Raw genomic sequence first — 25,207 nt, forward strand, 5'->3', positions numbered from 1 at the left:
ACTCGCCCCGTGTCGCGGGCGGCGCATAGGATGCCAGGACGGCTCGCTCCTCTGGGGGCGCGGGCCGAGACGCCGCGGGCCCCGAAACCTGCGCGGCGCGACGCCCTGCCGCCCCCGGATCCCAGCTGGAAAGCGCTCTGACGACGATGTCCGACCTCCCCTCCCTGACCGGTGCGAACCGCACGGTCGCCCACTCCGCAGACCCCGAGCCCGCCCGCACGCGGAGCATCGGCCGACGCATCGGCATCATCGCCTATTCGGTGGTCGCCGGGCTCACGGTCATCGCCCTGATCGCGGCGGGGTTCGTCGTCTGGACGATCCAGCGCTCGTTCCCGCAGCTCGACGGCACCGTTTCGGCCGCGGGCCTCGAGGCCGACGTCTCGGTGTACCGCGACGACCTCGGCATCCCCACGATCGTCGCCGACTCGACGCACGACCTCTTCTACGCGCAGGGGTACGTGCAGGCGCAAGACCGGTTCTGGGAGATGGACTTCCGCCGGCACGTCACGAGCGGGCGCCTCGCCGAGCTCTTCGGCGCGTCGCAGCTGCCGACCGACGAGTTCTTGCGCACGCTCGGCTGGCGGCGCGTCGCCGAGCAAGAGGTGCAGGCGCTGGATGCCACGACCCGCGGCTACTACGAGGCCTACGCCGACGGGGTCAACGCCTACCTCGCCGACCATCAGGGCGCCGATGCGTCGCTCGAATACGCGGTGCTCGGTCTGCAGAACGCCGACTACGAGATCGAACCGTGGACCCCGGCCGACTCGGTCGCGTGGCTCAAGGCGATGGCGTGGGACCTGCGCAGCAACATCGAAGAAGAGACCGATCGCGCGCTGCTCGCCGCGGACTTCACCCCCGCCCAGATCGCCGACCTCTACCCCGCGTACCCCTACGCCGACCACCCCGTGATCGTGCCGACGATCACGACCGACGCGCCGGCGGCGGCGGGGTCGGATGCCTCGGCGAGCGCCGCGGCGGCGGGCACCCGCGTCGGCAGCGGCGTCAGCACCGGGAGCGCCGGCGCGGCGACGGGCGTGTCGTGGCGTGAGGTCGGCTCGGTCGTCGAGGCGGCGTCGGCTCTGCTCGGCGGCGCCGGCGAGGGCGTCGGGTCGAACTCGTGGGTCGTGTCGGGTGCGCTCACCGCGAGCGGCATGCCGCTGCTCAGCAACGACCCGCACCTGGGCGCGTCGCTGCCGAGCGTGTGGCACCAGATCGGCCTGCGCTGCCGCACGGTCAGCGACGCGTGCGCGTTCGACGTGGCCGGCTTCGGGTTCTCGGGCGTTCCGGGCGTCGTCATCGGACACAACGCCGACATCGCGTGGGGCTTCACGAACCTGACCGCCGACGTCACCGACCTCTACCTCGAACGCGTCGAGGGCGACTCGTACTGGCGCGACGGCGCGCTCGTGCCGCTCGAGACCCGCACCGAGACCTTCCGGGTGGCGGGCGGCGACGACGTCACGATCGACGTGCGCTCGACGGTGCACGGGCCGATCGTGTCGGGCCTGACCGACGACTTCACCGCGATCGCCGATGATCCGGCGACCGGGTCGACCGACGCCGTCGTGCCGCTCGGCACGGGCGACGGCGCGAGCATTCCGCGCGGGGAATATGCCGTCTCGCTGCGCTGGACCGCGCTCGATGTCGGCACGACCGCGAGCGCGATCTTCGCGCTGAACACGGCGACCGACTTCGCGGGGTTCCGAGCCGCGGCATCCCTCTTCGATGTTCCCGCGCAGAACCTCATCTACGCCGACCGCGCGGGCAACATCGGCTACCAGTCGCCGGGCAAGCTGCCGATCCGCGGCGCCGGCGACGGCACCATGCCCCAACCCGGCTGGGACTCGGCGTACGACTGGCAGGGCTTCATCCCGTTCGCCGAACTGCCCGTCGTCTACAACCCCGAGTCGGGCTACATCGTCACCGCCAACAACCCCGTGATCCCCGAGAGCTACCCCTACTTCCTCGGCTCGGACTGGAATTACGGCTGGCGGGCGGCCCGCATCGTCGACCTGATCGAGCGCGCCGCGGCGCGCGGCCCACTGACGGCCGACGACATGAGCGCCATTCAGGCCGACCAGCAGTTCGCGATGGGCAAACGCCTGATCGGCGCCTACGCCGACATCACGCTCGACGATGCGAAGGCGCAGCGCGGCCTCGACCTGCTCGCCGGGTGGGATGCCCAGAACGCCCCCGACTCGTCGGCCGCCGCCTTCGCGAACGTGCTGTGGGACGAACTCGCGCAAGACCTCTTCTCGCGCCGCGCGCACCCCGCGAGCCTGTCGGGTCAGGGTCGCCTGTTCGTCGTGGTCGACCGGCTGCTCGACGACCCCGACTCGGCGTGGTGGACCAACGACACCCTCGGCGTCGACGGGCAGCGCGCCCTGCTCGAACGCGCCGCGACCGACGCGTATGCGCGGCTCGTGTCCCTGCAGGGCGACGACCCGGATGCCTGGAACTGGGGCTCGCTGCACGCGATCACGCTGACGAGCGGCACGTTCGGCGAGAGCGGCATCGCGCCGATCGAGGCCCTCTTCAACCGAGGCCCGTTCCCCGTCGGCGGCGGATCGTCGGTCGTCGATGCGACCGGCTGGACGCTCGGCAGCGGTTCGTTCGCGACCACGACGGTGCCCTCGATGCGCATGACGATCGACCTGGCCGATCTCGACGCCTCGCGGTGGAACCACCTCACCGGCACGAGCGGGCACGCCTTCCACCCGAATTACTACGACCAGTTCGACGCGTGGCAGCACCAGCGCCAGACGCCGTGGCTGTTCACGCGCGAGCGCCTCGAGGCATCCGCCTCCGACACCCTCGTGCTCACCCCCGCCGGGTGAGGGTTCCGGGCTGAGGCAGTGGGTGCGGACCCGCCCGCGCCCGCCGGTCGAGGCCGCGCGCACGCCGCGTCAAGCCCCCGCGGGGGTGCTGCGGCGGCCCGTAGCATCGAGAAGGACCCCGCCCGAGGAGGCCCCGATGGCGACCGCCAGTGTGAGAGTGTTCGACTGCACCCCCGATGACGTGTTCGCCGTGCTCGGCGACGGCTGGCTGTACCCGGTGTGGGTCGTGGGGGCCGCGCGCATGCGCGATGTCGATCCCGAGTGGCCCGCCGAGGGCGCGCACTTGCACCACTCGCTCGGGGCGTGGCCGATCCTGCTCGACGACGACACCCAGATCGTCGAGTGGTCGCCGCCGCACCGCCTGAAACTGCGGGCCAAGGCGGGCCCGCTCGGCAGGGCCGTCGTGGTGATCGAGGTCAAGCCGCGCGGCGCCGGGTGCGTCGTGCGCATCGGTGAAGAGCCCGTGTCGGGCCTCGCCGCGCGGCTCCCCCGCCTCACGTGGGCGCCGCTGCTGCATCTGCGCAATGAAGAGGCGATCCGCCGCCTCGCCTTTCTCAGCGAGGGCCGCCGGCGCGAGCGCGAGGCCGGTGTGGACACGGCTCGCACGGCGGTGCCCGATCCTGCGTCGTCGTCGGCGCCTCGGAGTGGCCCCGACCCGCAAGCCGAGGCCGACGTCGCCGAGGCGACGGATGCCGCGGCTGCCGCAGCGGGAGAGCGATGACCGACATCGAGATCGTCGGGTCGGGGCCGAACGGCCTCGCCGCCGCGGTGACCCTGGCGCGCGCCGGACTCTCGGTGCGCGTGTACGAGCGCATGGCGGGGATCGGCGGCGGTGCGAGCACGCGCGAGAGCGTGGCATCCGGCTACTGGCACGACTCGTGCTCGGCGGTGCATCCCCTCGCGGTGGCCTCACCGTTCTTCCGCGCGTTCGGGCTCGCCGCACGCGTCTCGTTCGTCACGCCCGAGATCTCGTTCGCCCACCCGCTGCCCGCCGCCGACGGCGGATCGGGCATCGCCTACCGCGACCTCGAGCGCACGGTCGACGCGCTCGGCGCCGACGGCCCCGCATACCGCCGGCTGCTGCAACCCCTCGCCGCCCACGCGCGCGAGGTCGCGCGGTTCACCGGGTCTTCGCTGCTGCGCGTGCCGCCGCACCCCATCGTCGAGGCGCGGTTCGGCGCTCGCGCGCTGGCGCAGGGCAGCGCCCTCTGGAACGCCGGATTCTCGGGCCGCGTGGCCCCCGCCATGATCACGGGCGTGGCGGCGCACGCGATCGTGCCGCAGCCGAGCCTGGTCGCCGCCGCTGCGGGGCTCGCCCTGCAGACCCACGCGCACGCGGGCGGGTGGCCGATCCCCGTCGGCGGATCGCAGGCGATCTCGAACGCCCTCGCCGACGACCTGCGCGCGCACGGTGGCGAGATCGTCACGGACCACGAGATCGGTTCGCTCGACGAGCTCACCGCGCGGGCCGTCGTGCTCGACGTGACCCCGCGGGCGCTCGTCAGGCTGGCGGGCGAACGGATGCCGGGGCGCTATCGGCAGCGCCTCGCACGCTTTCACTACGGCAGCGGTGCGGCCACGGTGCAGTTCGCCCTGTCGGGACCGGTGCCGTGGAGCGACGAGCGCATCGCGCGCGCCGGCACGGTGCACATCGGCGGCAGGCGTGAGCAGATCGCCGCCGGCGAGCGCGACGTGCTCGCCGGCCGGCACGCGTCGTCGCCCTACGTGCTCGTCTCGCAGCCCTCGATGTTCGACCCGAGCCGCGCCCCGGCCGGGGGCCACGCACTGTGGACCTACACGCACGTGCCGACGGGGTCGACCCTCGACCAGACCGAGGCCGTGATCGCGGCGATCGAGCAGCACGCGCCCGGATTCCGCGACCTGATCGTGGCGAGCAGCGCGCGCACCGCCGCCCAGCTCGCCGAGCACAACCCGAACTACATCGGCGGCGACATCGCCGCCGGGGCCGCAACCCTGCCGCAACTGCTCGCACGGCCCGTGCTGAGCCTCGACCCCTGGCGCACTCCGATGCCGGGGGTGTACCTCACGGGCGCCTCGACCGTGCCCGGCCCCGGCGTGCACGGCCAGTCGGGCTGGTTCGCCGCGCGCAGCGTGCTGCGGCACGAGTTCGGCGTGCGCCGCATGCCCTCCCTCGCTCCCTGACCCTCGCCCGCCCCGAGTCCCCGCGCCGCCCCCGTCCTTATCGAGACGGCATGCAGCGCGGGAGACGGCGGCGCGTATGCCGCGCTGCATGCCGTCTCGCGGGATAGGACGGGCGTAGCCGGGCCAGCCGAAACCGGGCCGGGCGTGCGCGCGACCGGACGCGCGCGGGCGCTCAGCCGCCGGCGGCGGGCGGGGTGGCGCGCGCTTCGGCGAGCTCGTCGGCGTAGAGCGAGCGCTCGTCGATCGTGCCGTTGCGATACGCCTGGCGGCCGACCATGTGCGCCGACAGGGGGGCGGATGCCAGTTGGATCAGCACGATCGGCACGAGAAAGGCCACCACGGGCCACGACCGCAGCGCGAGGGCGATCGCGACGCAGATGAGGATCAGCCCGAGCACCTGCGGCTTGGTCGCCGCGTGCAGGCGGGTGGGCACGTCGTGAAAGCGCAGCAGCCCGATCGCGGCCGTGACGCACAGCAGCCCGCCGATCAGCACGAGAACCAGTGCGACGGTGTCGAGAATCTCGTTCATCGGTCGGTGTTGTCCCTTCTCGCGACGAAGCGCGCGATCGCGATCGAACCGAAGACGCCCACGGCGGCGATGATCAGCAGCGCGGGCAGTGACCTCGTGTGATGGTTCATCACCATGTCGGCGCCGAGCGTGCACATGACGAGGGTCAGCAGCACGTCGGACGCGACCGCCCGGTCGAGGATCGACGGGCCGACGATGATGCGCCACAGGGTCAGCAGCGCAGCGACGGCGAAGGCGACGTAGATGACGACGACCAGCGGGTTCATCGGCCCTCTCCCCTCCGCCGCGAGCCGGCGCTGCGCCCCGCAGCCACAGCCGCACGCTCCGCCTCGTCGGCGCGGATCGCCCGCAGTTGCGCACGCGAGCCGACGGCCCGCACGATCCGCGCTTCCCACAGCTGCACCGCGCGGCGTTGCTTCTCGACGTCGGCGTCGGACGACACCCCCAGCACGTGCAGGTACAGGATGCGCCGGTCCCGATCGATGTCGATGATGAGCGACCCGGGGATGAGCGACGCGGTCACGCCCACGTGCGCGAGGATCAGGTCGTCGTCGGTGCGCAGGGGAACGGCGACGATCGCAGTGCCCGGGTATCGGCGCGGGTCGAGGGTCTGCCACGCCACGATCAGCGAGCCGCGCACGAGCGCGAAGACGAACGTCACCACGAACACGAGGCTGTACCAGAGGTTCACGCGGCCCGAGAGCTCCACCGGGGGCAGCCGGAAGATGCGCGTGACGAACACGGCGACGATGAGCCCCGTAAGGGCGGCGAGCACCGTGAACTGGCCCCACAGCAGCATCCACAGCGCGATCAACCACACGAAGAACGGCAGCTGGCGCCAGACGGCGACGGCGAAAGAGGTGGCGGGGCTCATTGCTGGGCCTCCTGCTCGAGCTGCACGAGGGTGACGGGGGTCAGCAGCGCGTCGCCGATCGATGCGCACAGTTGGTAGAGCGGGCCGGCGAACACCGTCAGGGCGATCGTGACGGCGACCATGCCGGCGGTCGTTGCCGTCATGATGCGCGGGATGACCCGGCGGTCGCCCTGCTCGTCGGCGGCGGGGGCGTCGCCGAGGTACTCGATCCGCTCGACGACGGCCGGCTCGTCGGCGTGGTCGTCGTCTTCGCGCCAGAACGCCAGGTTCCACGCGCGCATGAGCGTGTAAAGGGTGAGGAGCGAGGTGACCACGCCGCCCACGATCAGCACGTACATGAGCGGGGTGCCCACGGTCGCCGCGGCGTTGAAGAGCGCGAACTTGCCGATGAAGCCCGAGAACGGCGGGATGCCTCCCAGGTTGATCGCCGGGATGAAGTAGAGCACCGCGATCACCGGCGCCGCGCGCATGAGCCCCTTGACCTTGAGGATCGACGTCGATCCGGCGCGGCGCTCGATGAGCCCCACCGCGAGGAAGAGGGTCGTCTGCACGATGATGTGGTGCACCATGTAGTAGATCGTGGCGCCGAGGGCGAGCGGGGTCGCGATCGCGAGACCGAACACCAGGTAGCCGACATGGCTGACGAGCGTGAACGACAGGATGCGTTTGAGCTCGGCCTGTGCGAGCGCGCCGAGCACGCCGACGATCATCGTCGCGAGCGCCACGATCAGCAGCAGCGTGTTGACGTCGTTGTCGCGGAAGATCTGCGTCTCGGTGCGGATCATCGCGTACACGCCGACCTTTGTCAGCAGGCCCGCGAAGACCGCCGTGACCGGGGCGGGAGCGGTCGGGTACGAGTCGGGCAGCCAGAACGACAGCGGGAAGACGGCGGCCTTGATGCTGAAGGCGAGCAGCAGCATGAGGTGCAGCACCAGCTGGATGGACTGCGGCAGCTCGGTCATCCGCTCGGCCAACTGCGCGATGTTCACGGTGCCGAGCGCGCCGTAGATCGCGGCGATCGCGGCGAGGAAGAGGATCGACGACACGAGCGACACGACGATGTAGACGACGCCCGTGCGGATGCGCGACTCGGTCGAGCCGAGCGTGATGAGCACGTACGAGGCGACCAGCAGGATCTCGAACCCGACGTACAGGTTGAACAGGTCGCCCGCGATGAACGCGTTGAAGATGCCCGCCGCGAGGATCAGGTAGGTCGGGTGGAAGATCGTCACCGGGGTGTCGTCGTCGCCGTCGGCGGCGCCCTGGCCGACCGAGAAGAGCAGCACCGCGAGAAGCACGATCGCCGAGATCACGACGAGCAGCGCCGCCAGCCGGTCGACGTAGAGCACGATGCCGAACGGCACCGGCCACCCACCCACCGACACGGCGAGCGCCTGCCCCGACGAGTCGACGGCATAGAGCAGCACCGCCGCGATCACCATCACAAGGGTGAGGGTCACGATCGAGACGCCCACCTGCACCCGGCGGCGGCGCCCGAAGATCAGGGCGACGCCCGCGCCGAGCAGCGGGAGCGTGACGAGCAGGGGAACGAGCGCGCTCATCGGGCCTCACCCCCGTCGCGGTCGCGTGACTCGCCGGCGCTCGCGCCCGGGCGGTCGGTGGGGGCGTCGTCGCGGATGCCCTCGAGGTCGCGGTGGTGCAGCACGGTGATGGGGGCGGTGTCCGTTCCGATGAAGTCGGTCGTGGCGTCGTCGTCTTCGTCTTCGATCGACGTCTCGTCATCCATCTGCTCTTCGTCGACCTCGGTGCGCGCGCGCACGGCGAGGTCGGCCTCGTCGTCGTGCACCGTATCGGCCTGGCCGAGCTGCCAGGAGCGGTAGATGAGGGCGAGCAGGAACGCCGAGACGGCGAACGTGATGACAATCGCCGTGAGGGTGAGCGCCTGCGGCAGCGGGTCGCTCATCTCGGAGGGATCGGCGGCGCCGTAGAACGGCGCGACGCCCGGGCGGCCCATCACGATCAGGAGGAACAGGTTGGCCGCGTTGCCAAGCAGCAAGAATCCGATGAGCACGCGGGTGAGGCTGCGCTCGAGCATGGCGTAGACGCCTGCGGCGAAGAGCACGCCCATGATGATGACGAGCACGAGAGAGACCGTCACGATGCGCTCACCCCCGGCATGCCGTGGGCGCCCTGCACCGCTTCGGGTGCCTGACCGGCGGCCGGCGGCTGGGCCTGGCGGAGCGCCTGCGTCTGCCGGTCGACCTCGCCGCCGAGCGAGCGCAGCACGTCGAGCACGAGCCCGATGACCACGAGGTACACACCGATGTCGAACAGGGTCGACGTGACGAACTCGACGTGCCCGATGACGGGCAGGTCGGCCTCCCAGAACCAGCTCGTGAGCGGCGCCGCACCGAACAGCAGCGGCACGACGGCGCACGCGATGGCGAGCGTCATTCCGGCGCCGAGCAAGCGCCCGGCATCCGTCGGCGCCGCGGCGCCCAGCTCGTAGCGCCCGCCGGCGATGTAACGCATGACGAGGGCCATGCCGGCGACGAGGCCGCCCGCGAAACCGCCGCCGGGCAGGTTGTGGCCCGCGAAGAGCAGGTAGATCGACACGACGATGATCGTGTGGAAGAGCACGCGCACGATCACCTCGAGCATGATCGAGCGGTTCTCGGGTCGCATGCGCTGACCGCCGACGAGCCATGCCTGCCTCGTGCTGCTCGACCCGGCGGTGCGTGCGCGCAGGCCTTCGGAGGTCTCGACGAGGGGGCGGCGGGTGCGGGTCGCCCCGGTGGGGAGCGCCGAGATCGACTGCGAGATCAGATCGGAGCGGTGCGTCACGAACACGAGTGAGGCGACACCAGTGGCGGCGAGGATGAGCACCGACAGCTCGCCCATCGTGTCCCACCCGCGCAGGTCGACGAGGGCGACATTCACGACGTTCTTGCCGTGGCCGAGGTTATAGGCGAGGTCGGGGAAGGCGGTCGAGATGGGTTCGGCCACGCGTGCGCCGGTCGCCACGAGCGCCACCATCGCCATCGTCGCGCCGACCGCGACGGCGAGCACCATGCGGGCCACCGGCCACACCGACGCGTTGTGCTCGCCCATACGCGCCGGAATGCGCCGCAGCACGAGCGCGAACGTCACGAGCGTCACCGTCTCGACGAGAATCTGCGTGAGCGCCAGGTCGGGCGCGCCGCTCGTCGCGAACAGGGCCACCATGCCGAGCCCCGTGACCGAGACGAGCACGACCCCTGTGTACCGCTTCTGCGCGCGCACGGCGACGAGGCCCGCGATGATCATGATGGGCGCCGCCATGAGCTGCATGGGCGTCTGCCACAGGTCGAACGACACGCGCCACTCCGGGCTGGCGAGCAGCGCCGTGCCCTCGGCCGCGACGAACACGACGAAGATCGTGCCGACATAGACGGGCAGCGATCCGCGCTGCGTGAGCGTCGTCGTCCAGACGGCGACGCGCGCGATGCCGCGCAGCGTGCCGTTGTAGACGTCGGCCGCGGTGAACGGCAGAAGGCGGCGCGGCACGCGGCGCGTGCGCTGCGCGACCCAGAACAGGCCCGCGCCGAGAGCGATGCTCGCGAGCGAGAGGAAGAGCGCCGGCTCCCACCCGTGCCAGAGCGCGAGGTGGTACGGATGCCCCTCACCGCCCGCGCTCGGCAGCGTGTCGGCGTAGCCCGAGAAGGCCACATCGAGCAGCGGGGCGGCGAAGCCCGCGATGAGCGTGAGGGCCGCGAGGACGACCGGCGAGGCCAAGAAGCCGATCGGCGGGTCGGGCCACACCGTGGTCGGCAGCTTCTCGCCCGACGCGTCGCGCTTCGTCCAGAACGCGCCCCAGATGAAGCGCAGACCGTAGGCGGTGGTCAGCACAGACCCGAGCACGATGCCGACGAGCGGGATCACGGCATCCGGTCGCGAACCCCCCTCGAGCAGCGACGTCAGCACCGCCTCTTTCGCGACGAAGCCGACGGTGGGAGCGAGGCCGACCATCGACCCGACGGCCACCATCGACGCGATCGCGAGGGTCGGCGCCTGGCGCCCGACGCCCGAGAGCTCGCCGATGTCGCGGGTCGAGAGCTGACGGTCGATCACGCCGACGACGAGGAACAGCGCCGACTTGAAGAGGGCGTGCCCGAGCAGCAGCGCGAGCCCCGCGAGAGCGGAGTTGCGTTCGCCGTAGCCGAGCACGACGGTGAGCATGCCGAGCTGGCTGACCGTGCCGAAGGCGAGGATGCGCTTGAGGTCGGATTCGCGCAGCGCCTGCAGCCCGCCGAGGAGCATCGTGAACAGGCCGAGGCCGATCACGATCGGTCGCCACGGCTCGCTGTGCGCGAAGGCGGGCGCGAGGCGCGCGATGAGGTAGATGCCCGCCTTCACCATCGCGGCGGCGTGCAGGTAGGCGCTCACCGGGGTGGGCGCGGCCATCGCGCCGGGCAGCCAGAAGTGGAAGGGGAAGATCGCCGACTTGCTGAGGGCACCGACCAGCAGCAGCACGATGGCGGTGTTGATGAGCGCGTTGCCGGCGAGCGCCGACCCGGCGGCGGTGTAGGCGGCGAGAATCGCCGACAGGCTCGTGGTGCCGGCCTGCACGACGAGGATCACGGCGCCGACGAACATGACGAGCCCGCCGAGCGTGGTCACCAGCAGCGCCTGCAGGGCGGCACGACGGCTCGCGCCGCGCGCGTGATAGAAGCCGATGAGCAGGTACGAGAGGATGCTCGTGATCTCCCAGAACATCACGAGCACGATCAGGTCGTCGGTGAGCACGAGACCGTACATGGCGCCGGCGAAGGCGAGCAGGCTCGCGCTGAACATGCCGACGCCGGGCTTGACCTTCTTGCCGGGCTTGCGATCCGTGGTTCCCGCGTTCGCTGACGGACCGGCGAAGTACCAGCGGCAGTAGATCATCACGAGCGCGCCGACGCCGGTGACGATGAGCGCCATCAGCCAGCCGAGCGTGTCCATGCGCATCGACAGCGACAGTCCGAGCGACGGAATCCAGTCGTACGACTCGGTCAGCACCTCACCCGCGACGATGCGCGGCGTCTGCAGCGCGGTGTGCACGAACGCGATGATCGGCACGAGCGCGGCGACGAAGAAACCGCGGGGTCCGAGCCTGCCCATGAGCCACGGCAGCGCCAGCGGCAGAACCGCGAACGCAACCAGAAGCACCAGCAAGCGGGCCTCCTGACTGTCGCGGGGGGTCGGGCTCTCAGTCTACCGGCGCTCGGGTACCGCTGCGGTCGTGTTCCCCTCGCGGAAGGTGCAGGTGAGCAGGACGGATGCCGGGGGCACCCCCTCGAGCATCGCCGCCACGGCCGCACCGGCGGCCCGACCCTTGTCGGTCGCCTGCTGCACGAGCGTCGTCAGCTCGTAGGGCGAGAGGCCGTCGACGGGAACGCCGTCGAAGCCCGTCACGCTGACGTCGCCCGGCACCGACAGTCCCGCCTCTTCGGCGGCGCGGATGACCCCCGCGGCGAGCAGGTCGCTCTGCGCGATCACGGCGGTGGGTCGGCGCGCGGGGTCGGCGAACAGCACGCGGCCGGCCGAGAGCCCCTCGTCGATCGAGCTGCCCGCCGTGGTGATCGCGGGCACGTCGGGGTACACGTCGCGGGCGCCCGCGAGGCGCTCGCGCGTGACGTCGATCGAGATGTCCGCCTCCGCGTCGAGCCAGCCGGCCGCCCCGTCGGCCGCGGTGCGCAGGGTCACGATCGCGACGTCGGTGTGCCCGAGGGCCCGCAGGTGTTCGGCCGCGGTGCGCTGGGCTTCGCGGTTGTCGAGCAGGATCCGCGGAACATCGTCGCCCGCGTCGCCCTCGATCACGACGATGGGCAGGCCCCGCAGATGCGCGGTCTCGAGCGATGCCCGCAGCGGCGCGTCGCAGCCGATCAGCACGGCTGCGTCGACGGGTGCGGTGAGAAGGGTGGGCGCGTTCTCGATGTCGGTCGCGGTGCGCAAGAGCAGCAGGCCCGCACCGAACGGCGCGACCTCTTCGGCGAGCCCGTCCATCATGAGCCGCTGCACGGGATCGAGGAACATGTAGTTCAGGCTCGACCCCACGACGACGCCGACGATGCCGCTGCGTCCGCGGCGCAGCGACGCGGCGCGCGGGTCCGGACCGGTGTAGCCGAGGGATGCCGCGGCGTCGAGCACCCGCTGACGGGTGGCATCCGACACCGGCGTCTTGCCGCTGAAGACGACGGACGCGGTCGACGGCGACACCGCTGCTTCGCGGGCGACGTCGGAGATGGTGGCGCGTCGGCTCGTCACCCTTGAATGGTAGCCCGCGGGGACCGCGGCGGGTCGAATCGATTCGGTAGACTGCTCTGGTGACCGCCCCCTCCGCTCTCGATCGCGCCCGCCTCGTCCACTGGCGCACGGCGGTGTTCACCCTGTTCCTGCTGTGCGGCGTGACCTTCGCGTCGTGGGCGTCGCGGCTGCCGGCCGTGAAGCAGAACCTCGCGATCGACGACTTCGAGGTCGGCGTGCTGCTGTTCGCCATGGGCGCCGGTTCGCTCGCGGGCGTGATGTCGGCGAACGTGATCGTGGCGCGCTGGGGCGCGAAGCGCGGCCTGTCGGTCACGGTGGTCGGCGTGGGGGCGGGACTGTTCATCGCCGCGCTCGGCGTCGACGCACTCGGCTCGTATCCCGTGGCGGTGGTGGGCCTCGCGCTGATGGGGCTGTGCTTCGGCGCGACCGACGTCATGATCAACGTCGAAGCGGCCTCGGTCGAGCAGGCGTTCGGCCGCACGCTCATGCCGCTCTTCCACGCCTTCTTCAGCCTGGGCACGGTCGCGGGCGCCGGCATCGGCGTCGCGGTCGTGGGGTGGGGCGTCGGGGTCACGTGGCACCTCGGGGTCGTTGCGCTCGTCTGGTTCGTCATCACCGGTTTCGCGCTGCAGTACCTGCCGACGAGCGAACGCGTCGCCGCAGAGGCGACGGGGACGGTGCCCTCGCGGCGCGAACGGATGCACGCCGCTCTCGCGGTGTGGCGCGATCCGCGCACCTACGCGATCGGCGCGATCATCCTCGGCATGGCGTTCGCCGAGGGCAGCGCCAACGACTGGCTCACGATCGCCGTCGTCGACGGACACGGCGAGTCCGAGGCGACCGGCGCGATCTTCCTCACCGTCTTCTCGGTGTCGATGACGGTGTTCCGCGCGCTCGGCGGCCCGCTCGTCGACCGGATCGGGCGCGTGTGGACGCTCCGGGCGCTGTCGATCGCCGCGGCGCTCGGGCTCGTGGTCTTCATCCTCGCGCCGAACCTGCCGATCGCCTTCCTGGGCGTCGCGCTCTGGGGCGCGGGCGCCTCGCTCGGCTTCCCGCTCGGCATGTCGGCCGCGGCCGACGACCCGACCAAAGCCGCGGCATCCGTCTCGGCGGCCGCCACGATCGGTTACGTCGCCTTCTTGTGCGGCCCGCCCGTGCTCGGCTGGATCAGCCACCAGATCGGCATCCTGAACACCCTCTGGATCATCGTCGGCCTCATCGTCATGAGCGGGCTCGCCTCGGGCGCCGCGAAGCCGATCGCCGGCTCGAAGGTCGGCGCCGGCCACCACTGAGGCACGCCCGGCCACCACTGCGGCACGCCCCGGCCTTCGCCGGCGCCGATGTGCGGGTCACCCGGATGCGCACCCGCCATTCGGCGCCGCCGAACCGCGCGCCGGACCCACGTACACTCGACGGGTGCGCCTCATCATCGCCCGCTGTTCCGTCGACTATTCCGGGCGGTTGAACACCCACCTCCCCTTGGCGACGCGCCTGATCATGATCAAGGCCGACGGCACGGTGGCCTTCCACCGCGACGTGCAGCACGCGCCGCTCAACTGGATGAGCTGACTGCACACAGCCGTGCTTGCCCGATTATTCGGCGAGGTACCCCGTCAAGGGGTCGATACCGGCCAAGAAACCTCGGATTGCGGTGACGTGACGTTCCTGCGGGACAGGCTCGAAGCCGCCGAACACGCTGAACCCGTAGCCATCGTTCGGCCCGGACACCCAGTCATAGTGAGTCGAACCGTCGTCGACCACCCGTCGCCGCAGGACGAACGACTCGCCGTCGACGGTCAGCTCCCCGACGACGATCATCGGGTCGGCGTCGGGAGGCAGCGGGACGTACCGCCATACTTCGTCCACCGGTTACTGCTGCTCCACACACTCCAACGTACATCCGACGGTTTCCCGATCACCCTCGATCACACGGGAAGATAGACATGTGCGTCTCATCATTGCCCGTTGCTCCGTTGACTACTCCGGTCGACTGAACACGCATCTTCCCCTCGCGACGCGTCTCATCATGATCAAGGCGGACGGCACGGTCGCGTTCCACCGAGACATACAACACGCACCGCTCAACTGGATGAGCCCGCCCTGCACCCTCACGGTCGAGCAGCCCGACGACGAGTCCGCGTCTGCGGGAGTGGTCGAGCACTGGCGCGTGACGCACGCGAAGACGGGGGACGCCCTGCTCGTGCGCATCTACGAGGTGTTGCACGACTCGGCGCACGAGCTCGGGATGGACCCCGGCCTGCAGAAGGACGGCGTCGAAGCCGACCTGCAGCGCCTGCTCGCCGAGCAGGTCGACGTCATCGACCCGCGCGCGACACTCGTGCGGCGCGAGTTCCCGACCGCCATCGGCCCGGTCGACCTGCTGCTTCGCAACCCCGCGGGCGGCACGATCGCCGTCGAGGTGAAGCGTCGCGGCGACATCGACGGCGTGGAACAGCTGACGCGCTACCTCGAACTCCTCAACCGCGACCCGCACCTGGCGCCGGTCGCGGGCGTGTTCGCCGCCCAAGAGATCAAGCCGCAGGCGAAGGTGCTCGCCGGCGACCGTGGCATCCGGTGCGTCACCCTCGACTACGAGGGCATGAAGGGCACCGAGTCGGGTGCCCCGCGCCTGTTCTGATCCGGGCACCGCGGGGCTGGATAGGCTGGATGCCATGACGTTGCGATCGCCCTGGACCTGTGTGCTGTGGGATGTCGACGGCACGGTGGTGGATGCCTCGGAGGGAATCCTGCGCCGCCTCGCGATCGCGCTCGAGCACTTCGGCAAGCCGGCCGCGACCCGTGAGGAGCTCGTGCACTGGATCGGGCCGCCGATGTTCGAGTCGTTTCAGACGAACGTCGGCATGACCCCCGACGAGGCCTCGGAGGCGGTGGCCTACTACCGGATGATCGGCAAGGCCGACGGATACACGACCGGCGCGAAGCTGTACCCGGGCATCGGCGAGCTGATCTCCGATCTCGATGCGGCCGGCGTCGCGCAGGCGACGGCGAGCTCGAAGCCCGAGAACCAGGTGTCGGCGCTCGTCGATCACTTCGACCTCGCGCCGCATCTGCAGGCCGTGGTCGGGGCGACGCCCGACGAGAAGACGTTGGCCTCGAAGTCCGACATCGTGGCCGAGGCGCTGCGGCGGCTGCAGGCCGCCGGCGCCGACACCTCGCGCCCGGTCCTGATCGGTGATCGCCACCACGATGTCGAGGGCGGGGCGACGCAGGGCGTTCCGGTGATCTTCGTGCGCTGGGGATTCAGCTGGCCGCACGAGAGCGAGGGCGCCGCGGCGGCCGTCGACACGATCGACGAGTTGCGGGCGCTGCTGCTCATCGACGACTGATCCGACCGCGCGGACGCAGAAGGCGCCGTGGTCCCGGGGACCACGGCGCCTTCTGCGATCCAGAACGATGCTCCGCGCTCGCGCGGAGCATCGCAAGATCAGAGGGGTCGGATGTTCTCCGCCTGCAGGCCCTTGGGGCCCTGGGCGATCTCGAACTCGACGCGCTGGTTTTCCTCGAGGGAGCGGTAGCCGCTCGACTCGATGGCGGAGTAGTGAGCGAAGACGTCTGCGCCGCCCTCATCGGGAGCGATGAACCCGAAGCCCTTCTCCGAGTTGAACCACTTGACGGTGCCCTGCGTTGCCATGAACTGCCTTACTGACGTGCGATGACGACGCGAGTGCGCCGACACCGACAAACCTACCCGTGACGAGCACTTTCCGCGTCATCCTTTTGTCGACAGTGACACAAACGTTGCAACACGCGGTCACACAGCGGTCGACGGCCGCGCCCGAAACCATTCGACGCCCGGGCGCATCGCGCTCAGCGCGTCGCCCGGGCGTCGACGGATCCCCCCGGATAGGTCACGCTCAGCGTGACAGGGCCCACACTACTGATATATCGGCTCTCTCGGCAGATCCTGTGGATGAGAATCCACCCAGAGACCGCCGTGCATCCGGCTCGGCGTGTCGCACCCCGCCCTCGTAAACTGGGCGGTGATGTCCGCCACCCTCCCCCCAATCCGCCTCGAGGGCGGAACGATCCTCAGCGACGAGGTCCACGCCCGGATCGGCGCCGCGATCCTCGACGGCAGCCTGCCCGCCGGTGCCCGCCTGCGCGATGTCCAACTGGCGGAGCAGCTCGGTGTGTCGCGCACGCCCGTGCGAGAGGCCCTGCAGCGGCTCGAGCGCTTCGGCCTCGTCGAGGTCGCCGTCGGTCGGTACACGCGCGTCTCCGAGCCGACCGAGCAGCTGCGCGCCGACACGGGGGAGTTCACCGCCTACTTCATGGGCAACGCGTTGCGCATCGCCCTGCGGCGCGCCAGCGACGCTGAGCTCGCACGCGTCGTCGAGGCGGCGGATGCCGTGGTCGCGGCGGTCCGGAGCGGGGACGGGCTGTCGGTGTTCGAGGCATCCACCGTCATGTTCGAGCGGGTGACGAAGTCGACCGGGAACGTCGTGTTCATCAGCTTCATCCGCGAGGCGGCGCTGGCCATCCAAAGGAACCTGCGGGGATGGCGACCCTTCATGGCGCGCCCCGTGACGCGCGCCGAGGGATATCAGAACCTCCGCGACCGCATCGCGGCGCGCGACGCCGACGAGGCGGAGCGGCTGATCCGGAGGCTGTACGGCGTGGACTGAGCAGCGCCCTCCGCGCCGACGCCGCCGGCGAAGCGCGGGGCCGTCGCGGCCGTGCGCTCAGGGCGCGTACACCGGCGAGCAGGGCGTCGAGCGCAGCGTGCGACCGCACACGAGCGGTCTGCGCGTCGTCCTGCCGAGAGATCCAGAGGGCGGCCTCGTTCATCGCGCCGGAGCGTTGCGCGGTCGTGGGGCGAGCAGCTCCTCCGCCACACCGACCTCGCGGATAACCGGTTTCCTGTCGAATCCTCACCCGATTCGCGCGAATCGCGAGGTGATTCGCGCGCGGAGTGGTGATTCGGAGGAAGAGCGGCCGTCCGCGCACCCGATATCGCCCCAGACGGCGGATGCCTCGGTCGAACTCGTCGAGATCGACCGGCCCGAACCGCAGTTATGCGAGGGCCGCACTCAGCGCGGCTCACGGCGGCCGGCACGTGGGCGCGCCTGCTGCGCCCGCACCCGGAAAACACAACCCCCGACCCGGAAAACCCAGGTCGGGGGTTGAAAATTCGCTGTGCGCGAGGGGGGACTTGAACCCCCACGCCCTTGCGGGCACTGGCACCTGAAGCCAGCGCGTCTACCTATTCCGCCACTCGCGCGGATCGGTGCGAACACCGAGCCAACTTCCCGAGAATATCACGTCGTCACGGGGCCGCCGAACCCGTCACCCGGGCGCTTGCCGCGTGCGCTCAGACTCTGCAACTAGCATGTACGCACCGGTCGTCAGCCTGAGGAGCCCCGTGGGACTACTTGACAGCTTCGAGAAGGGACTCGAGCGCGCTGTGAACAGCGCGTTCGCCAAGTCCTTCCGCAGCGGCATCCAACCGGTCGAGATCGCTGCGGCGCTGCGCACCGAACTGGATGCCAAAGCCGCCGTCGTCAGCCGCGACCGCATCCTCGTGCCGAACGCGTTCGAGGTGCGCATGTCACCCGCCGACGCTGAGCGCATGCGCTCCCTCGGCAGCACCCTCGAGGGCGAGCTGCACAACCTCGTCGAGAAGCACGCGAAAACGCAGGGCTTCAGCTTCGCCGGTCCCGTGACGATCGCCCTCTCGGCCGACGAGCAACTCCCCACCGGCACGCTGCGGGTCGCGTCGCAGACTGCGGCCGGAACCGTGTCGTGGCGCGGCGTCGTCGAGATCGAAGGCAAGAGGCATCCGCTCACCAAGGGCCGCACCGTCATCGGTCGCGGCACCGATGCCGACATCACCATCTCCGACGCGGGCACGAGCCGCCGGCACGTCGAGATCCTGTGGGACGGCGAGCGCGCGATGGTCCGCGACCTGAACTCGACCAACGGCACACAGCTCGACGGACGCAAGATCTCCGAGGCGCCACTCCCGCAAGACAGTGTGGTGACGATCGGCCGCACCGACATCGTCTTCCGCGTGATCGCGCAGGCGACCCCGCCGCGGCCGACGACCTCGGCATCCGACGCCACTCGCGCGTTCGGGATCGGCGGGCTGTCGTGAGCGAACTGACCCTGCTGCTCTTGCAGGTGGGCTTTCTGATCCTGCTCTGGTTCTTCGTGTTCGCGCTCGTCTATTCGCTGCGGGCCGATCTGTTCGGCGTGAAGGTGCGAAAGCTCCCCGAGCCGGCGGCCGCAGCAGCGCCCGTCGCCTCCGCAGCGGCGGCCAGCGATCTGACGGCGCCCGTGGTCGCACGGCCGCCTCGCGCGCCCGAGCCTGCGCCGCGCGACTCGGCGCAGCGCAGCAGCGCACAGCAGAGCGGACCGCAGCAGGCGACGCGCGACAGTGTGACCCGCATCGTCATCACGAGCGGACCCAAAGCCGGCCTCGAACTGCCCCTCACGGGCGAGCCGCTCACGATCGGCCGCTCGAGCGAATCGGGCCTCGTCATCCGCGACGACTACACCTCGAGCCATCACGCCCGGCTGCTGCTGTGGGGCGAGCAGTGGATGCTGCAAGACCTCGACTCGACCAACGGCACGTGGCACGACGGTTCGCGCGTCGCGACGCCCGTTCCGGTGCGGGTCGGAGCGCCGATCAAAGTCGGCGCGACGACGTTCGAGCTGCGGAAGTAAGCGAGCGCCGCCATGGTCTTCGAGGGGTCGAGCGCCGCCATCTCCCATACGGGCAAGGTGCGCTCCAACAACCAGGATTCGGGGTACGCCGGCTCGAACCTGTTCGTCGTGGCCGACGGTATGGGTGGTCACGCGGGCGGTGACGTCGCCTCGAGCATCGCCGTCCACCGCCTCAAAGAGCTCGACACCGCTTTCGCGACCCCCACCGAGGCCGAGGTCGCGCTGCAGCAGGCGATCTCGGCGACGGCGACCGTGCTGATCGACACGGTCTCGGAGCGCCCCGAGCTGGCCGGCATGGGCACCACCGTCAGCGCGCTCGATTTCGTCGACGACTACGCCGTGATCGCGCACATCGGCGACTCGCGTATCTACCTCTACCGCGACGACGCGCTCACCCAGATCACCACCGACCACACCTTCGTGCAGCGCTTGGTCGACTCGGGCCGCATCACCCCCGAAGAGGCGCGCTACCACCCGCGCCGCTCGGTGCTCATGCGCGTGCTCGGCGACATGGACCCCGATCCCGAGATCGACACGTTCATCATGCCCACCCAGCCGGGCGACCGATGGCTGCTGTGCTCCGACGGCCTGTGCGGCGTCGTCGACGACGCGCACACCTCGAAGGCGCTGGGTCAGGGCCTGCCCCCCGGGCGCACCGCCGACGTGCTGCTCAAGCAGGCGCTCGATGCCGGCGCCCCCGACAACGTCACCGTCGTCATCGTCGACGTGGGCGGCAGCCACCCCATGTTCAGCGGCACCGGCACCATCGTCGGCTCGGCGTCGAACCCGCGCGGCGTCGAAGTGCCCGCCGCGCGCACCGGCCGCACCAGCTGGCTGCACCCGGCCCGTCAAGCCGCCAACGAGCCCACCCACTTCGAGCCGGCGGCCGAGTTCCTCGAAGAGCTCATCGAAGAAGACCGCCGCCGCTCGCGCCGCCGCCGCATCTGGTGGATCGTCGGCCTCGTGGTGTTCCTCGCGATCCTCACGGCGGCGACCGTGGGCGCCTACACCTGGACGCAGTCGCGCTACTTCGTGGGCGGCGACCAAGACACCGTCGTGATCTTCCGAGGCATCCAGCAAGACCTCGGGCCCATCTCGCTCTCGTCGCCCTACGAAGACACCGGCATCGAGCTCGCCGACCTGCCGTTCTATCAGCGCCTCGCGGTGCAGCAGACGATCTCGGCGCGCTCGCTCGCCGACGCCGAGGCGATTGTCGAGACGATACGCAAATCGCTGGAGAGTGCCCCGTGACCGGGGTCGTCGGCGAGGTGACGACCGACACGACGGTCGTCAAGGCACTGCGCAAGATCCGGATGCCGCAGACGCAGCGCAACCGCGAGCTCGGCCTGCTGGTGTTCGCGTTCCTCATCAACGGCGCGGCGGTCGCGCTCGTGCAGCTGGGCGCCACCGGGCAGATCGACTGGACGTTCCTGTACTACTGCGGCGGCCTGACGGTGCTCGTGCTGGGCCTGCACATCGTGCTGCGCTACCGCGCCCCGCAGGCCGACCCGTTCGTCGTGCCGATCGCGACGGTGCTCTCGGGCCTCGGCCTCGCGATGATCTACCGCATCGACATCGAAGACGGAGACAGCGGCTGGGCGGCACTGTCGACCCGGCAGCTCGCCTGGCTGGTGATCGCGATCGCCGCGGCCGTCGCGATCGTCGTGATGCTCCGCAACTACCGGGTGCTGCTGCGCTACACCTACGTCTTCGGCCTGGCCGGCATCGTGCTGCTGCTGCTGCCGTTCATCCCGGGCCTCGGCACCGACGCGGGCGCGGACGTCTGGATCTCCATCGGCGGCATCTTCTCGTTCCAGCCGGGCGAGCTCGCCAAGATCTGCCTCGCGATCTTCTTCGCCGGCTACCTCGTGCGCACCCGCGAGTCGCTGACCTCGGTCGGCACCCGGTTCCTCGGCATCACGTGGCCGCGCGCCCGCGAGCTCGGCCCGCTGCTGCTGCTGTGGGCCGGCGCCATGGCGATCATCGTGCTGCAGCGCGACCTCGGCACCGGAATGCTCATCTTCGGCATGTTCGTCGCGATGCTCTACGTCGCCACGGGCAAGACCAGCTGGGTCGTGATCGGCCTGTCGCTCGTCGCCGTCGGTGTCGCGCTCGCCACCCTGGTGCTGCCCTACGTGCAGGCGCGCTTCACGAACTGGCTGCACCCGTTCGACCCCGACACGATCAACGACTCGAGCTACCAGCTCGCCAGCGGCATCTTCGGGCTCGCCCACGGCGGCCTCATCGGCACCGGTCTCGGCCGCGGCCGCCCCGGTCTCACCCCGCTCGCGCAGAGCGACTACATCTTCCCGAGTCTCGGCGAAGAGCTGGGGCTCGTCGGGGTGTTCGCGATCCTGTGCCTCTACATGGTGTTCACGAGCCGTGGCATCCGGATCGGCATGGCAGGCCAAGACGATTTCGGCAAGCTGCTCGCCACGGGCCTGTCGTTCACCCTGGCGCTGCAGGTGTTCATCATGGTCGGCGGTGTGACGGGCCTCATTCCACTCACCGGACTCACGACCCCCTTCCTCGCCGCGGGTGGTTCGTCGCTGATCGCGAACTGGATCATCGTCGCGCTGCTGCTGCGCATCTCCGACGCCGTGCGCTCCCGACCCCGCGTGGTGATCGGATGAGGTGGTGATCGCATGACCAAAGAGCTCAAACGCCTCAGCCTCATCATGGTGCTGATGTTCTTCGGCCTGTTCGCCGCGAACAGCTGGATCCAGGTGGTGCAGGCGCAGAGCCTCGCCGAGAACCCCGAGAACCGCCGCACGCTGTACGACTCGTTCGAGGTGCAGCGCGGCTCGATCATCGCGGGCGACGAGGTCATCGCCTCGTCGGTGCCCACCGACGACATCTACAGCTGGCAGCGGCAGTACGCGGATGCCCCGATGTGGGCCCCCGTCACCGGCTACATCAACCCGGTGCTGCAGTCGGCCACCGGCATCGAGCAGGCGATGAACCGGGAGCTGTCCGGCACGGCGAGCTCGCAGTTCCTCTCCCGCGTCGACCAGATCATCACGGGCCAGCCCCAGCGCGGATCGAACGTGCTGCTCACCCTCGATCCCGACCTGCAGCGCGTCGCGGCCGAAGCCCTCGGGTCGTACCAGGGCGCCGTCGTCGCTATCGAACCCTCGACCGGGCGCGTGCTCGCGATGGCGACGAGCCCGAGCTTCGACACCAACGCCCTCGCCGTGCACGACTCGGTCGCGGTGAACAACACCTACGACGAGCTGCTGAACGCGGCGGTCGACCCGCTCACCAACCGCGCGATCGACGAGCTCAACCCCCCGGGGTCGACGTTCAAACTCGTGGTCGCCTCGGCCGCCCTCTCGTCTGGCCAGTTCACCCCCGATTCGACGTTTGCGAACCCCTCGAGCTACGTGCTGCCGGGCACCTCCACGACGATCCACAACTTCGACGGCAACGCCTGCGGCTCGGGCGACCAGGTCACGCTCGCGACGGCGCTGCGCCTCAGCTGCAACATTCCGATGGCCCAGCTGGCCGTGGCGCTCGGCGACGACGCGATCCGCGCCGAGGCGAAGAAGTACGGGTTCGAGACGCGGTTTGACATTCCGCTCGCCGTCACCGCGTCGAACTACCCCGACGGCCCGCTCTCCGACGACCAGACCGCGCAGACCGGTTACGGCCAGCTCGATGTGACCGCGACGCCCCTGCAGATCGCGATGGTCTCGGCAGGCATCGCCAACAAGGGGATCGTCATGAACCCGCGCATGGTCGATCGAGTCGTCGCGCCCGACCTGACCGTGCAGCAGACCTTCGAGAACACCCAGTTCGGCCGCGCCCTCTCCGAGCAGGACGCCGCCACCATGACGAGCCTCATGATCGCCAATGTCAGCAACGGCGCAGCGAGCGGTGCAAGAATAGAGGGCGTCGACGTGGCCGGAAAGACCGGCACGGCCGAGCACGGTCCCGGTGATCCGTACACCCTCTGGTTCACCGGCTTCGCTCCGGCCGACGACCCCACAGTGGCCGTCGCGGTGATGATCGAGGACGGCGGAGGGCTCGGGCAGTCCGGGACGAGCAACGGGATCGCGGCCCCCATCGCGAAGAAAGTCATAGAGGCGGTGCTGAGCAGATGAGACCGACGCAGGGTGTGAGCTTCGGCGGGCGCTACGAGCTGGTTTCGCGGATCGCGATCGGCGGCATGGGCGAGGTCTGGGAGGCGACCGACCACGTCATCGGACGTACGGTCGCGATCAAGATCCTCAAAGACGAGTACATGGGCGACCCCGGGTTCCTCGAGCGCTTCCGCGCCGAGGCGCGTCACGCCGCGCTCGTCAACCACGAGGGCATCGCGAGCGTGTTCGACTACGGCGAGGAGAACGGCTCCGCCTTCCTCGTGATGGAGCTCGTGCCCGGTGAGGCGCTGTCGACCATCCTCGAGCGCGAGGGGTCGCTGTCGACCGACAAGACCCTCGACATCGTCGCCCAGACCGCCTCGGCCCTGCAGGCTGCGCACGCGGCGGGCCTCGTGCACCGCGACATCAAGCCCGGGAATCTCCTGATCACCCCCGACGGCCGGGTGAAGATCACCGACTTCGGCATCGCCCGCATCGCCGACCAGGTTCCGCTGACCGCGACCGGTCAGGTGATGGGCACCGTGCAGTACCTCTCGCCCGAGCAGGCGTCGGGCCACCCGGCATCCCCGGCGACCGACATCTACTCGCTCGGCATCGTCGCCTACGAGTGCCTCGCCGGAAAGCGTCCCTTCACCGGCGAGTCGCAGGTGGCGATCGCGATGGCGCAGATCAACGACGCGCCGCCGCCGCTGCCGGCGACGATCGCCGAGCCGGTGCGCAACTTCGTGATGTCGATGATCGCCAAGAAGCCCGAGGACCGTCCCGCGACGGCATCGGCGGTCGCCCGTGCGGCCACGGCGCTTCGCCGCGGCGACGTCGCCGGCGCGGTGGCGATCGTGCCCGCGATCGCCGGGTCGGGATCGGACGACGCGACGCGTCTGCTCACCTCGACGGGCGACGACGGCACGACCCGGATCATGGAGACCACGACGGCCGTCGGCCCCGCCGACGAGGTCGAGGCGCTCGTGGGCGACAAGCCGAAGAAGAAGCAGAGCCCGTGGACGTGGCCGCTGATCGCGCTGATCGTGCTGCTGCTGCTCGTGCTCGGCGGCACGCTGTTCGCCCTGTTCGCGAACCAGGGCGCGAGCCCCGCGCCGACCTCGAGCAGCGCGACCGCGGCCCCCACGCGCACGACCGCGCCGCCCTCCCCGACGCCGTCGGCCACGACGGTCGCACTCGCCGACCTCGGCTTCGTCGGCAAGACGTGCGACGAGGCGCTGCAGATCGCGAACGACCACGAGCTGACCGGCGTGACCTGCGAACGCGGCACGGCCGCCCCGTCGGCCGACCAGGTGGGCCTGATCTACCAGACCAACCCGACCGCCGGAAACGTGCGACTCGACCAGCAGATCGTGCTGACGTTCTACGACGAGCAGACGCCTTTGGAGACGCCTGCCGCGCCGACCGTCACGAACGACCCGGCCGGTTCGCAGAGCTTCACGGTCACGTGGGAGGCGTTCTCGTGCCCCGCCGGATCGTCGGTGTCGGCCTACAACTTCACCGTGATCAACGGCACGTTCGACGCGAACCACTCGACGACCTACCAGTCGCCGACGAGCCCGCGCAGCCTCAAGGTCACCGCCGACTCCACCGCACAGCCGGGGTCGCTCATCCTCGTCAAGTACACCGCCCAGTGCGGCGACCGCGAGAGCGGAGCGTCGAACGAGGGACAGGCGGCGATCCCCAGCCAGAGCACGCCCACGCCTGCCACCACGCCCTAACACGACCGTCGGTTAGGCTGGCTGTCGAGTCGGTCCAGGGAGAG

At 70.4% G+C, this 25,207-nt stretch carries 22 protein-coding genes, 1 tRNA gene and 1 pseudogene; 14 read left to right on the top strand and 10 right to left on the bottom strand.

Features of this window, described 5'->3' with window-relative positions; genetic code table 11:
• Nucleotides 1-146: 146 nt before the first annotated feature.
• From G3N18_RS00725 to G3N18_RS00735, 3 genes are all read left to right on the top strand, one after another.
• Entirely contained in the window at nt 147-2,837 is a 2,691-nt protein-coding gene (locus G3N18_RS00725) for a penicillin acylase family protein (RefSeq protein WP_196382415.1), read from the top strand.
• 136 nt (nt 2,838-2,973) lie between these two features.
• Nucleotides 2,974-3,558: an SRPBCC family protein gene (locus tag G3N18_RS00730; protein WP_196382416.1), complete on the top strand. Its 585-nt coding sequence runs from the start codon at nt 2,974-2,976 to the stop codon at nt 3,556-3,558.
• A complete protein-coding gene (locus tag G3N18_RS00735) occupies nt 3,555-5,000 on the top strand; it encodes a phytoene desaturase family protein (RefSeq protein ID WP_196382417.1) in 1,446 nt (481 codons plus the stop codon). Before G3N18_RS00730 ends, G3N18_RS00735 begins: the two co-directional genes overlap by 4 nt.
• 172 nt (nt 5,001-5,172) lie before the next feature.
• Here G3N18_RS00735 and mnhG read toward each other — a convergent pair whose 3' ends face one another.
• Genes mnhG through G3N18_RS00770 form a run of 7 tightly spaced genes read right to left on the bottom strand, consistent with a single transcriptional unit; the run spans nt 5,173 to nt 12,652 of the window.
• Complete coding sequence (gene mnhG, locus G3N18_RS00740) at nt 5,173-5,529, bottom strand: monovalent cation/H(+) antiporter subunit G (protein ID WP_196382418.1); 357 nt, start codon at nt 5,527-5,529, stop codon at nt 5,173-5,175.
• A complete protein-coding gene (locus tag G3N18_RS00745) occupies nt 5,526-5,795 on the bottom strand; it encodes an MrpF/PhaF family protein (RefSeq protein WP_196382419.1) in 270 nt (89 codons plus the stop codon). Before G3N18_RS00745 ends, mnhG begins: the two co-directional genes overlap by 4 nt.
• Entirely contained in the window at nt 5,792-6,403 is a 612-nt protein-coding gene (locus tag G3N18_RS00750) for a Na+/H+ antiporter subunit E (protein WP_196382420.1), read from the bottom strand. The genes G3N18_RS00745 and G3N18_RS00750 overlap by 4 nt, the downstream gene beginning before the upstream one ends.
• Nucleotides 6,400-7,965 (bottom strand): Na+/H+ antiporter subunit D, encoded by a 1,566-nt coding sequence (locus G3N18_RS00755; RefSeq protein ID WP_196382421.1) that lies wholly within the window; start codon nt 7,963-7,965, stop codon nt 6,400-6,402. Before G3N18_RS00755 ends, G3N18_RS00750 begins: the two co-directional genes overlap by 4 nt.
• Nucleotides 7,962-8,522: a Na(+)/H(+) antiporter subunit C gene (locus G3N18_RS00760; protein ID WP_196382422.1), complete on the bottom strand. Its 561-nt coding sequence runs from the start codon at nt 8,520-8,522 to the stop codon at nt 7,962-7,964. Before G3N18_RS00760 ends, G3N18_RS00755 begins: the two co-directional genes overlap by 4 nt.
• Complete coding sequence (locus tag G3N18_RS00765) at nt 8,519-11,560, bottom strand: Na+/H+ antiporter subunit A (protein WP_196382423.1); 3,042 nt, start codon at nt 11,558-11,560, stop codon at nt 8,519-8,521. The genes G3N18_RS00760 and G3N18_RS00765 overlap by 4 nt, the downstream gene beginning before the upstream one ends.
• Nucleotides 11,561-11,599: 39 nt before the next feature.
• Nucleotides 11,600-12,652, bottom strand: a complete 1,053-nt coding sequence (locus tag G3N18_RS00770; RefSeq protein WP_196382424.1) for a substrate-binding domain-containing protein — start codon at nt 12,650-12,652, stop codon at nt 11,600-11,602.
• 59 nt (nt 12,653-12,711) lie between these two features.
• Here G3N18_RS00770 and G3N18_RS00775 point away from each other — a divergent pair, with 59 nt between their 5' ends.
• Both G3N18_RS00775 and G3N18_RS00780 read left to right on the top strand, forming a co-directional pair.
• On the top strand, nt 12,712-13,944 hold the full coding sequence (locus G3N18_RS00775) for an MFS transporter (protein WP_196382425.1): 1,233 nt from the start codon (nt 12,712-12,714) through the stop codon (nt 13,942-13,944).
• 124 nt (nt 13,945-14,068) lie between these two features.
• Nucleotides 14,069-14,218, top strand: a pseudogene (locus tag G3N18_RS00780) (endonuclease NucS); the annotation flags it as partial.
• Nucleotides 14,219-14,245: 27 nt separating this feature from the next.
• Here G3N18_RS00780 and G3N18_RS00785 read toward each other — a convergent pair.
• Nucleotides 14,246-14,518, bottom strand: a complete 273-nt coding sequence (locus G3N18_RS00785) for a hypothetical protein (protein WP_196382426.1) — start codon at nt 14,516-14,518, stop codon at nt 14,246-14,248.
• 79 nt (nt 14,519-14,597) lie between these two features.
• Between G3N18_RS00785 and nucS the strand changes: the two genes are divergently transcribed.
• A complete protein-coding gene (nucS, locus tag G3N18_RS00790; RefSeq protein ID WP_196382427.1) occupies nt 14,598-15,290 on the top strand; it encodes an endonuclease NucS in 693 nt (230 codons plus the stop codon).
• 34 nt (nt 15,291-15,324) lie between these two features.
• Entirely contained in the window at nt 15,325-15,999 is a 675-nt protein-coding gene (locus G3N18_RS00795; protein ID WP_196382428.1) for an HAD hydrolase-like protein, read from the top strand.
• Between the two features lie 98 nt (nt 16,000-16,097).
• On the opposite strand, the gene G3N18_RS00800 is transcribed toward G3N18_RS00795, so the two are convergent.
• Complete coding sequence (locus G3N18_RS00800; protein WP_018173742.1) at nt 16,098-16,304, bottom strand: cold-shock protein; 207 nt, start codon at nt 16,302-16,304, stop codon at nt 16,098-16,100.
• Between the two features lie 352 nt (nt 16,305-16,656).
• Between G3N18_RS00800 and G3N18_RS00805 the strand changes: the two genes are divergently transcribed.
• The gene (locus G3N18_RS00805) at nt 16,657-17,298 is read left to right on the top strand and encodes a GntR family transcriptional regulator (RefSeq protein ID WP_196382429.1); all 642 of its coding nucleotides are present in this window, start codon (nt 16,657-16,659) and stop codon (nt 17,296-17,298) included.
• Nucleotides 17,299-17,810: 512 nt separating this feature from the next.
• On the opposite strand, the gene G3N18_RS00810 is transcribed toward G3N18_RS00805, so the two are convergent.
• Nucleotides 17,811-17,894: transfer RNA gene (locus tag G3N18_RS00810), tRNA-Leu, on the bottom strand.
• A 141-nt stretch (nt 17,895-18,035) separates the two neighbouring features.
• Between G3N18_RS00810 and G3N18_RS00815 the strand changes: the two genes are divergently transcribed.
• The 6 genes from G3N18_RS00815 (at nt 18,036) to G3N18_RS00840 (ending at nt 25,163) form a co-directional block, all read left to right on the top strand.
• On the top strand, nt 18,036-18,767 hold the full coding sequence (locus G3N18_RS00815; protein WP_196382430.1) for an FhaA domain-containing protein: 732 nt from the start codon (nt 18,036-18,038) through the stop codon (nt 18,765-18,767).
• A complete protein-coding gene (locus G3N18_RS00820) occupies nt 18,764-19,339 on the top strand; it encodes an FHA domain-containing protein FhaB/FipA (RefSeq protein WP_196382431.1) in 576 nt (191 codons plus the stop codon). Before G3N18_RS00815 ends, G3N18_RS00820 begins: the two co-directional genes overlap by 4 nt.
• A 12-nt stretch (nt 19,340-19,351) precedes the next feature.
• Nucleotides 19,352-20,590, top strand: a complete 1,239-nt coding sequence (locus G3N18_RS00825) for a PP2C family protein-serine/threonine phosphatase (RefSeq protein ID WP_196382432.1) — start codon at nt 19,352-19,354, stop codon at nt 20,588-20,590.
• A gap of 62 nt (nt 20,591-20,652) precedes the next feature.
• Nucleotides 20,653-21,972 (top strand): FtsW/RodA/SpoVE family cell cycle protein, encoded by a 1,320-nt coding sequence (locus tag G3N18_RS00830; protein WP_196382497.1) that lies wholly within the window; start codon nt 20,653-20,655, stop codon nt 21,970-21,972.
• 12 nt (nt 21,973-21,984) lie between these two features.
• The gene (locus tag G3N18_RS00835; protein WP_196382433.1) at nt 21,985-23,442 is read left to right on the top strand and encodes a peptidoglycan D,D-transpeptidase FtsI family protein; all 1,458 of its coding nucleotides are present in this window, start codon (nt 21,985-21,987) and stop codon (nt 23,440-23,442) included.
• Nucleotides 23,439-25,163: a serine/threonine-protein kinase gene (locus G3N18_RS00840; RefSeq protein WP_196382434.1), complete on the top strand. Its 1,725-nt coding sequence runs from the start codon at nt 23,439-23,441 to the stop codon at nt 25,161-25,163. Before G3N18_RS00835 ends, G3N18_RS00840 begins: the two co-directional genes overlap by 4 nt.
• The last annotated feature ends 44 nt before the right edge of the window (nt 25,164-25,207 follow it).

The organism is Microbacterium paulum (assembly GCF_015707995.1).
GTDB classification, from domain to species: domain Bacteria; phylum Actinomycetota; class Actinomycetes; order Actinomycetales; family Microbacteriaceae; genus Microbacterium; species Microbacterium paulum.

Excerpts from the sequence above, each read along its gene's own strand:
- G3N18_RS00835 (WP_196382433.1), top strand. The coding sequence starts at position 21,985 with ATGACCAAAGAGCTCAAACGCCTCAGCCTCATCATGGTGCTGATGTTC.
- G3N18_RS00745 (WP_196382419.1), bottom strand. The coding sequence starts at position 5,795 with ATGAACCCGCTGGTCGTCGTCATCTACGTCGCCTTCGCCGTCGCTGCG.
- G3N18_RS00725 (WP_196382415.1), top strand. The coding sequence starts at position 147 with ATGTCCGACCTCCCCTCCCTGACCGGTGCGAACCGCACGGTCGCCCAC.
- G3N18_RS00750 (WP_196382420.1), bottom strand. The coding sequence starts at position 6,403 with ATGAGCCCCGCCACCTCTTTCGCCGTCGCCGTCTGGCGCCAGCTGCCG.
- G3N18_RS00800 (WP_018173742.1), bottom strand. The coding sequence starts at position 16,304 with ATGGCAACGCAGGGCACCGTCAAGTGGTTCAACTCGGAGAAGGGCTTC.
- G3N18_RS00735 (WP_196382417.1), top strand. The coding sequence starts at position 3,555 with ATGACCGACATCGAGATCGTCGGGTCGGGGCCGAACGGCCTCGCCGCC.
- G3N18_RS00830 (WP_196382497.1), top strand. The coding sequence starts at position 20,653 with ATGCCGCAGACGCAGCGCAACCGCGAGCTCGGCCTGCTGGTGTTCGCG.
- G3N18_RS00730 (WP_196382416.1), top strand. The coding sequence starts at position 2,974 with ATGGCGACCGCCAGTGTGAGAGTGTTCGACTGCACCCCCGATGACGTG.
- G3N18_RS00795 (WP_196382428.1), top strand. The coding sequence starts at position 15,325 with ATGACGTTGCGATCGCCCTGGACCTGTGTGCTGTGGGATGTCGACGGC.
- G3N18_RS00840 (WP_196382434.1), top strand. The coding sequence starts at position 23,439 with ATGAGACCGACGCAGGGTGTGAGCTTCGGCGGGCGCTACGAGCTGGTT.
- G3N18_RS00755 (WP_196382421.1), bottom strand. The coding sequence starts at position 7,965 with ATGAGCGCGCTCGTTCCCCTGCTCGTCACGCTCCCGCTGCTCGGCGCG.
- G3N18_RS00825 (WP_196382432.1), top strand. The coding sequence starts at position 19,352 with ATGGTCTTCGAGGGGTCGAGCGCCGCCATCTCCCATACGGGCAAGGTG.
- mnhG (WP_196382418.1), bottom strand. The coding sequence starts at position 5,529 with ATGAACGAGATTCTCGACACCGTCGCACTGGTTCTCGTGCTGATCGGC.
- G3N18_RS00805 (WP_196382429.1), top strand. The coding sequence starts at position 16,657 with ATGTCCGCCACCCTCCCCCCAATCCGCCTCGAGGGCGGAACGATCCTC.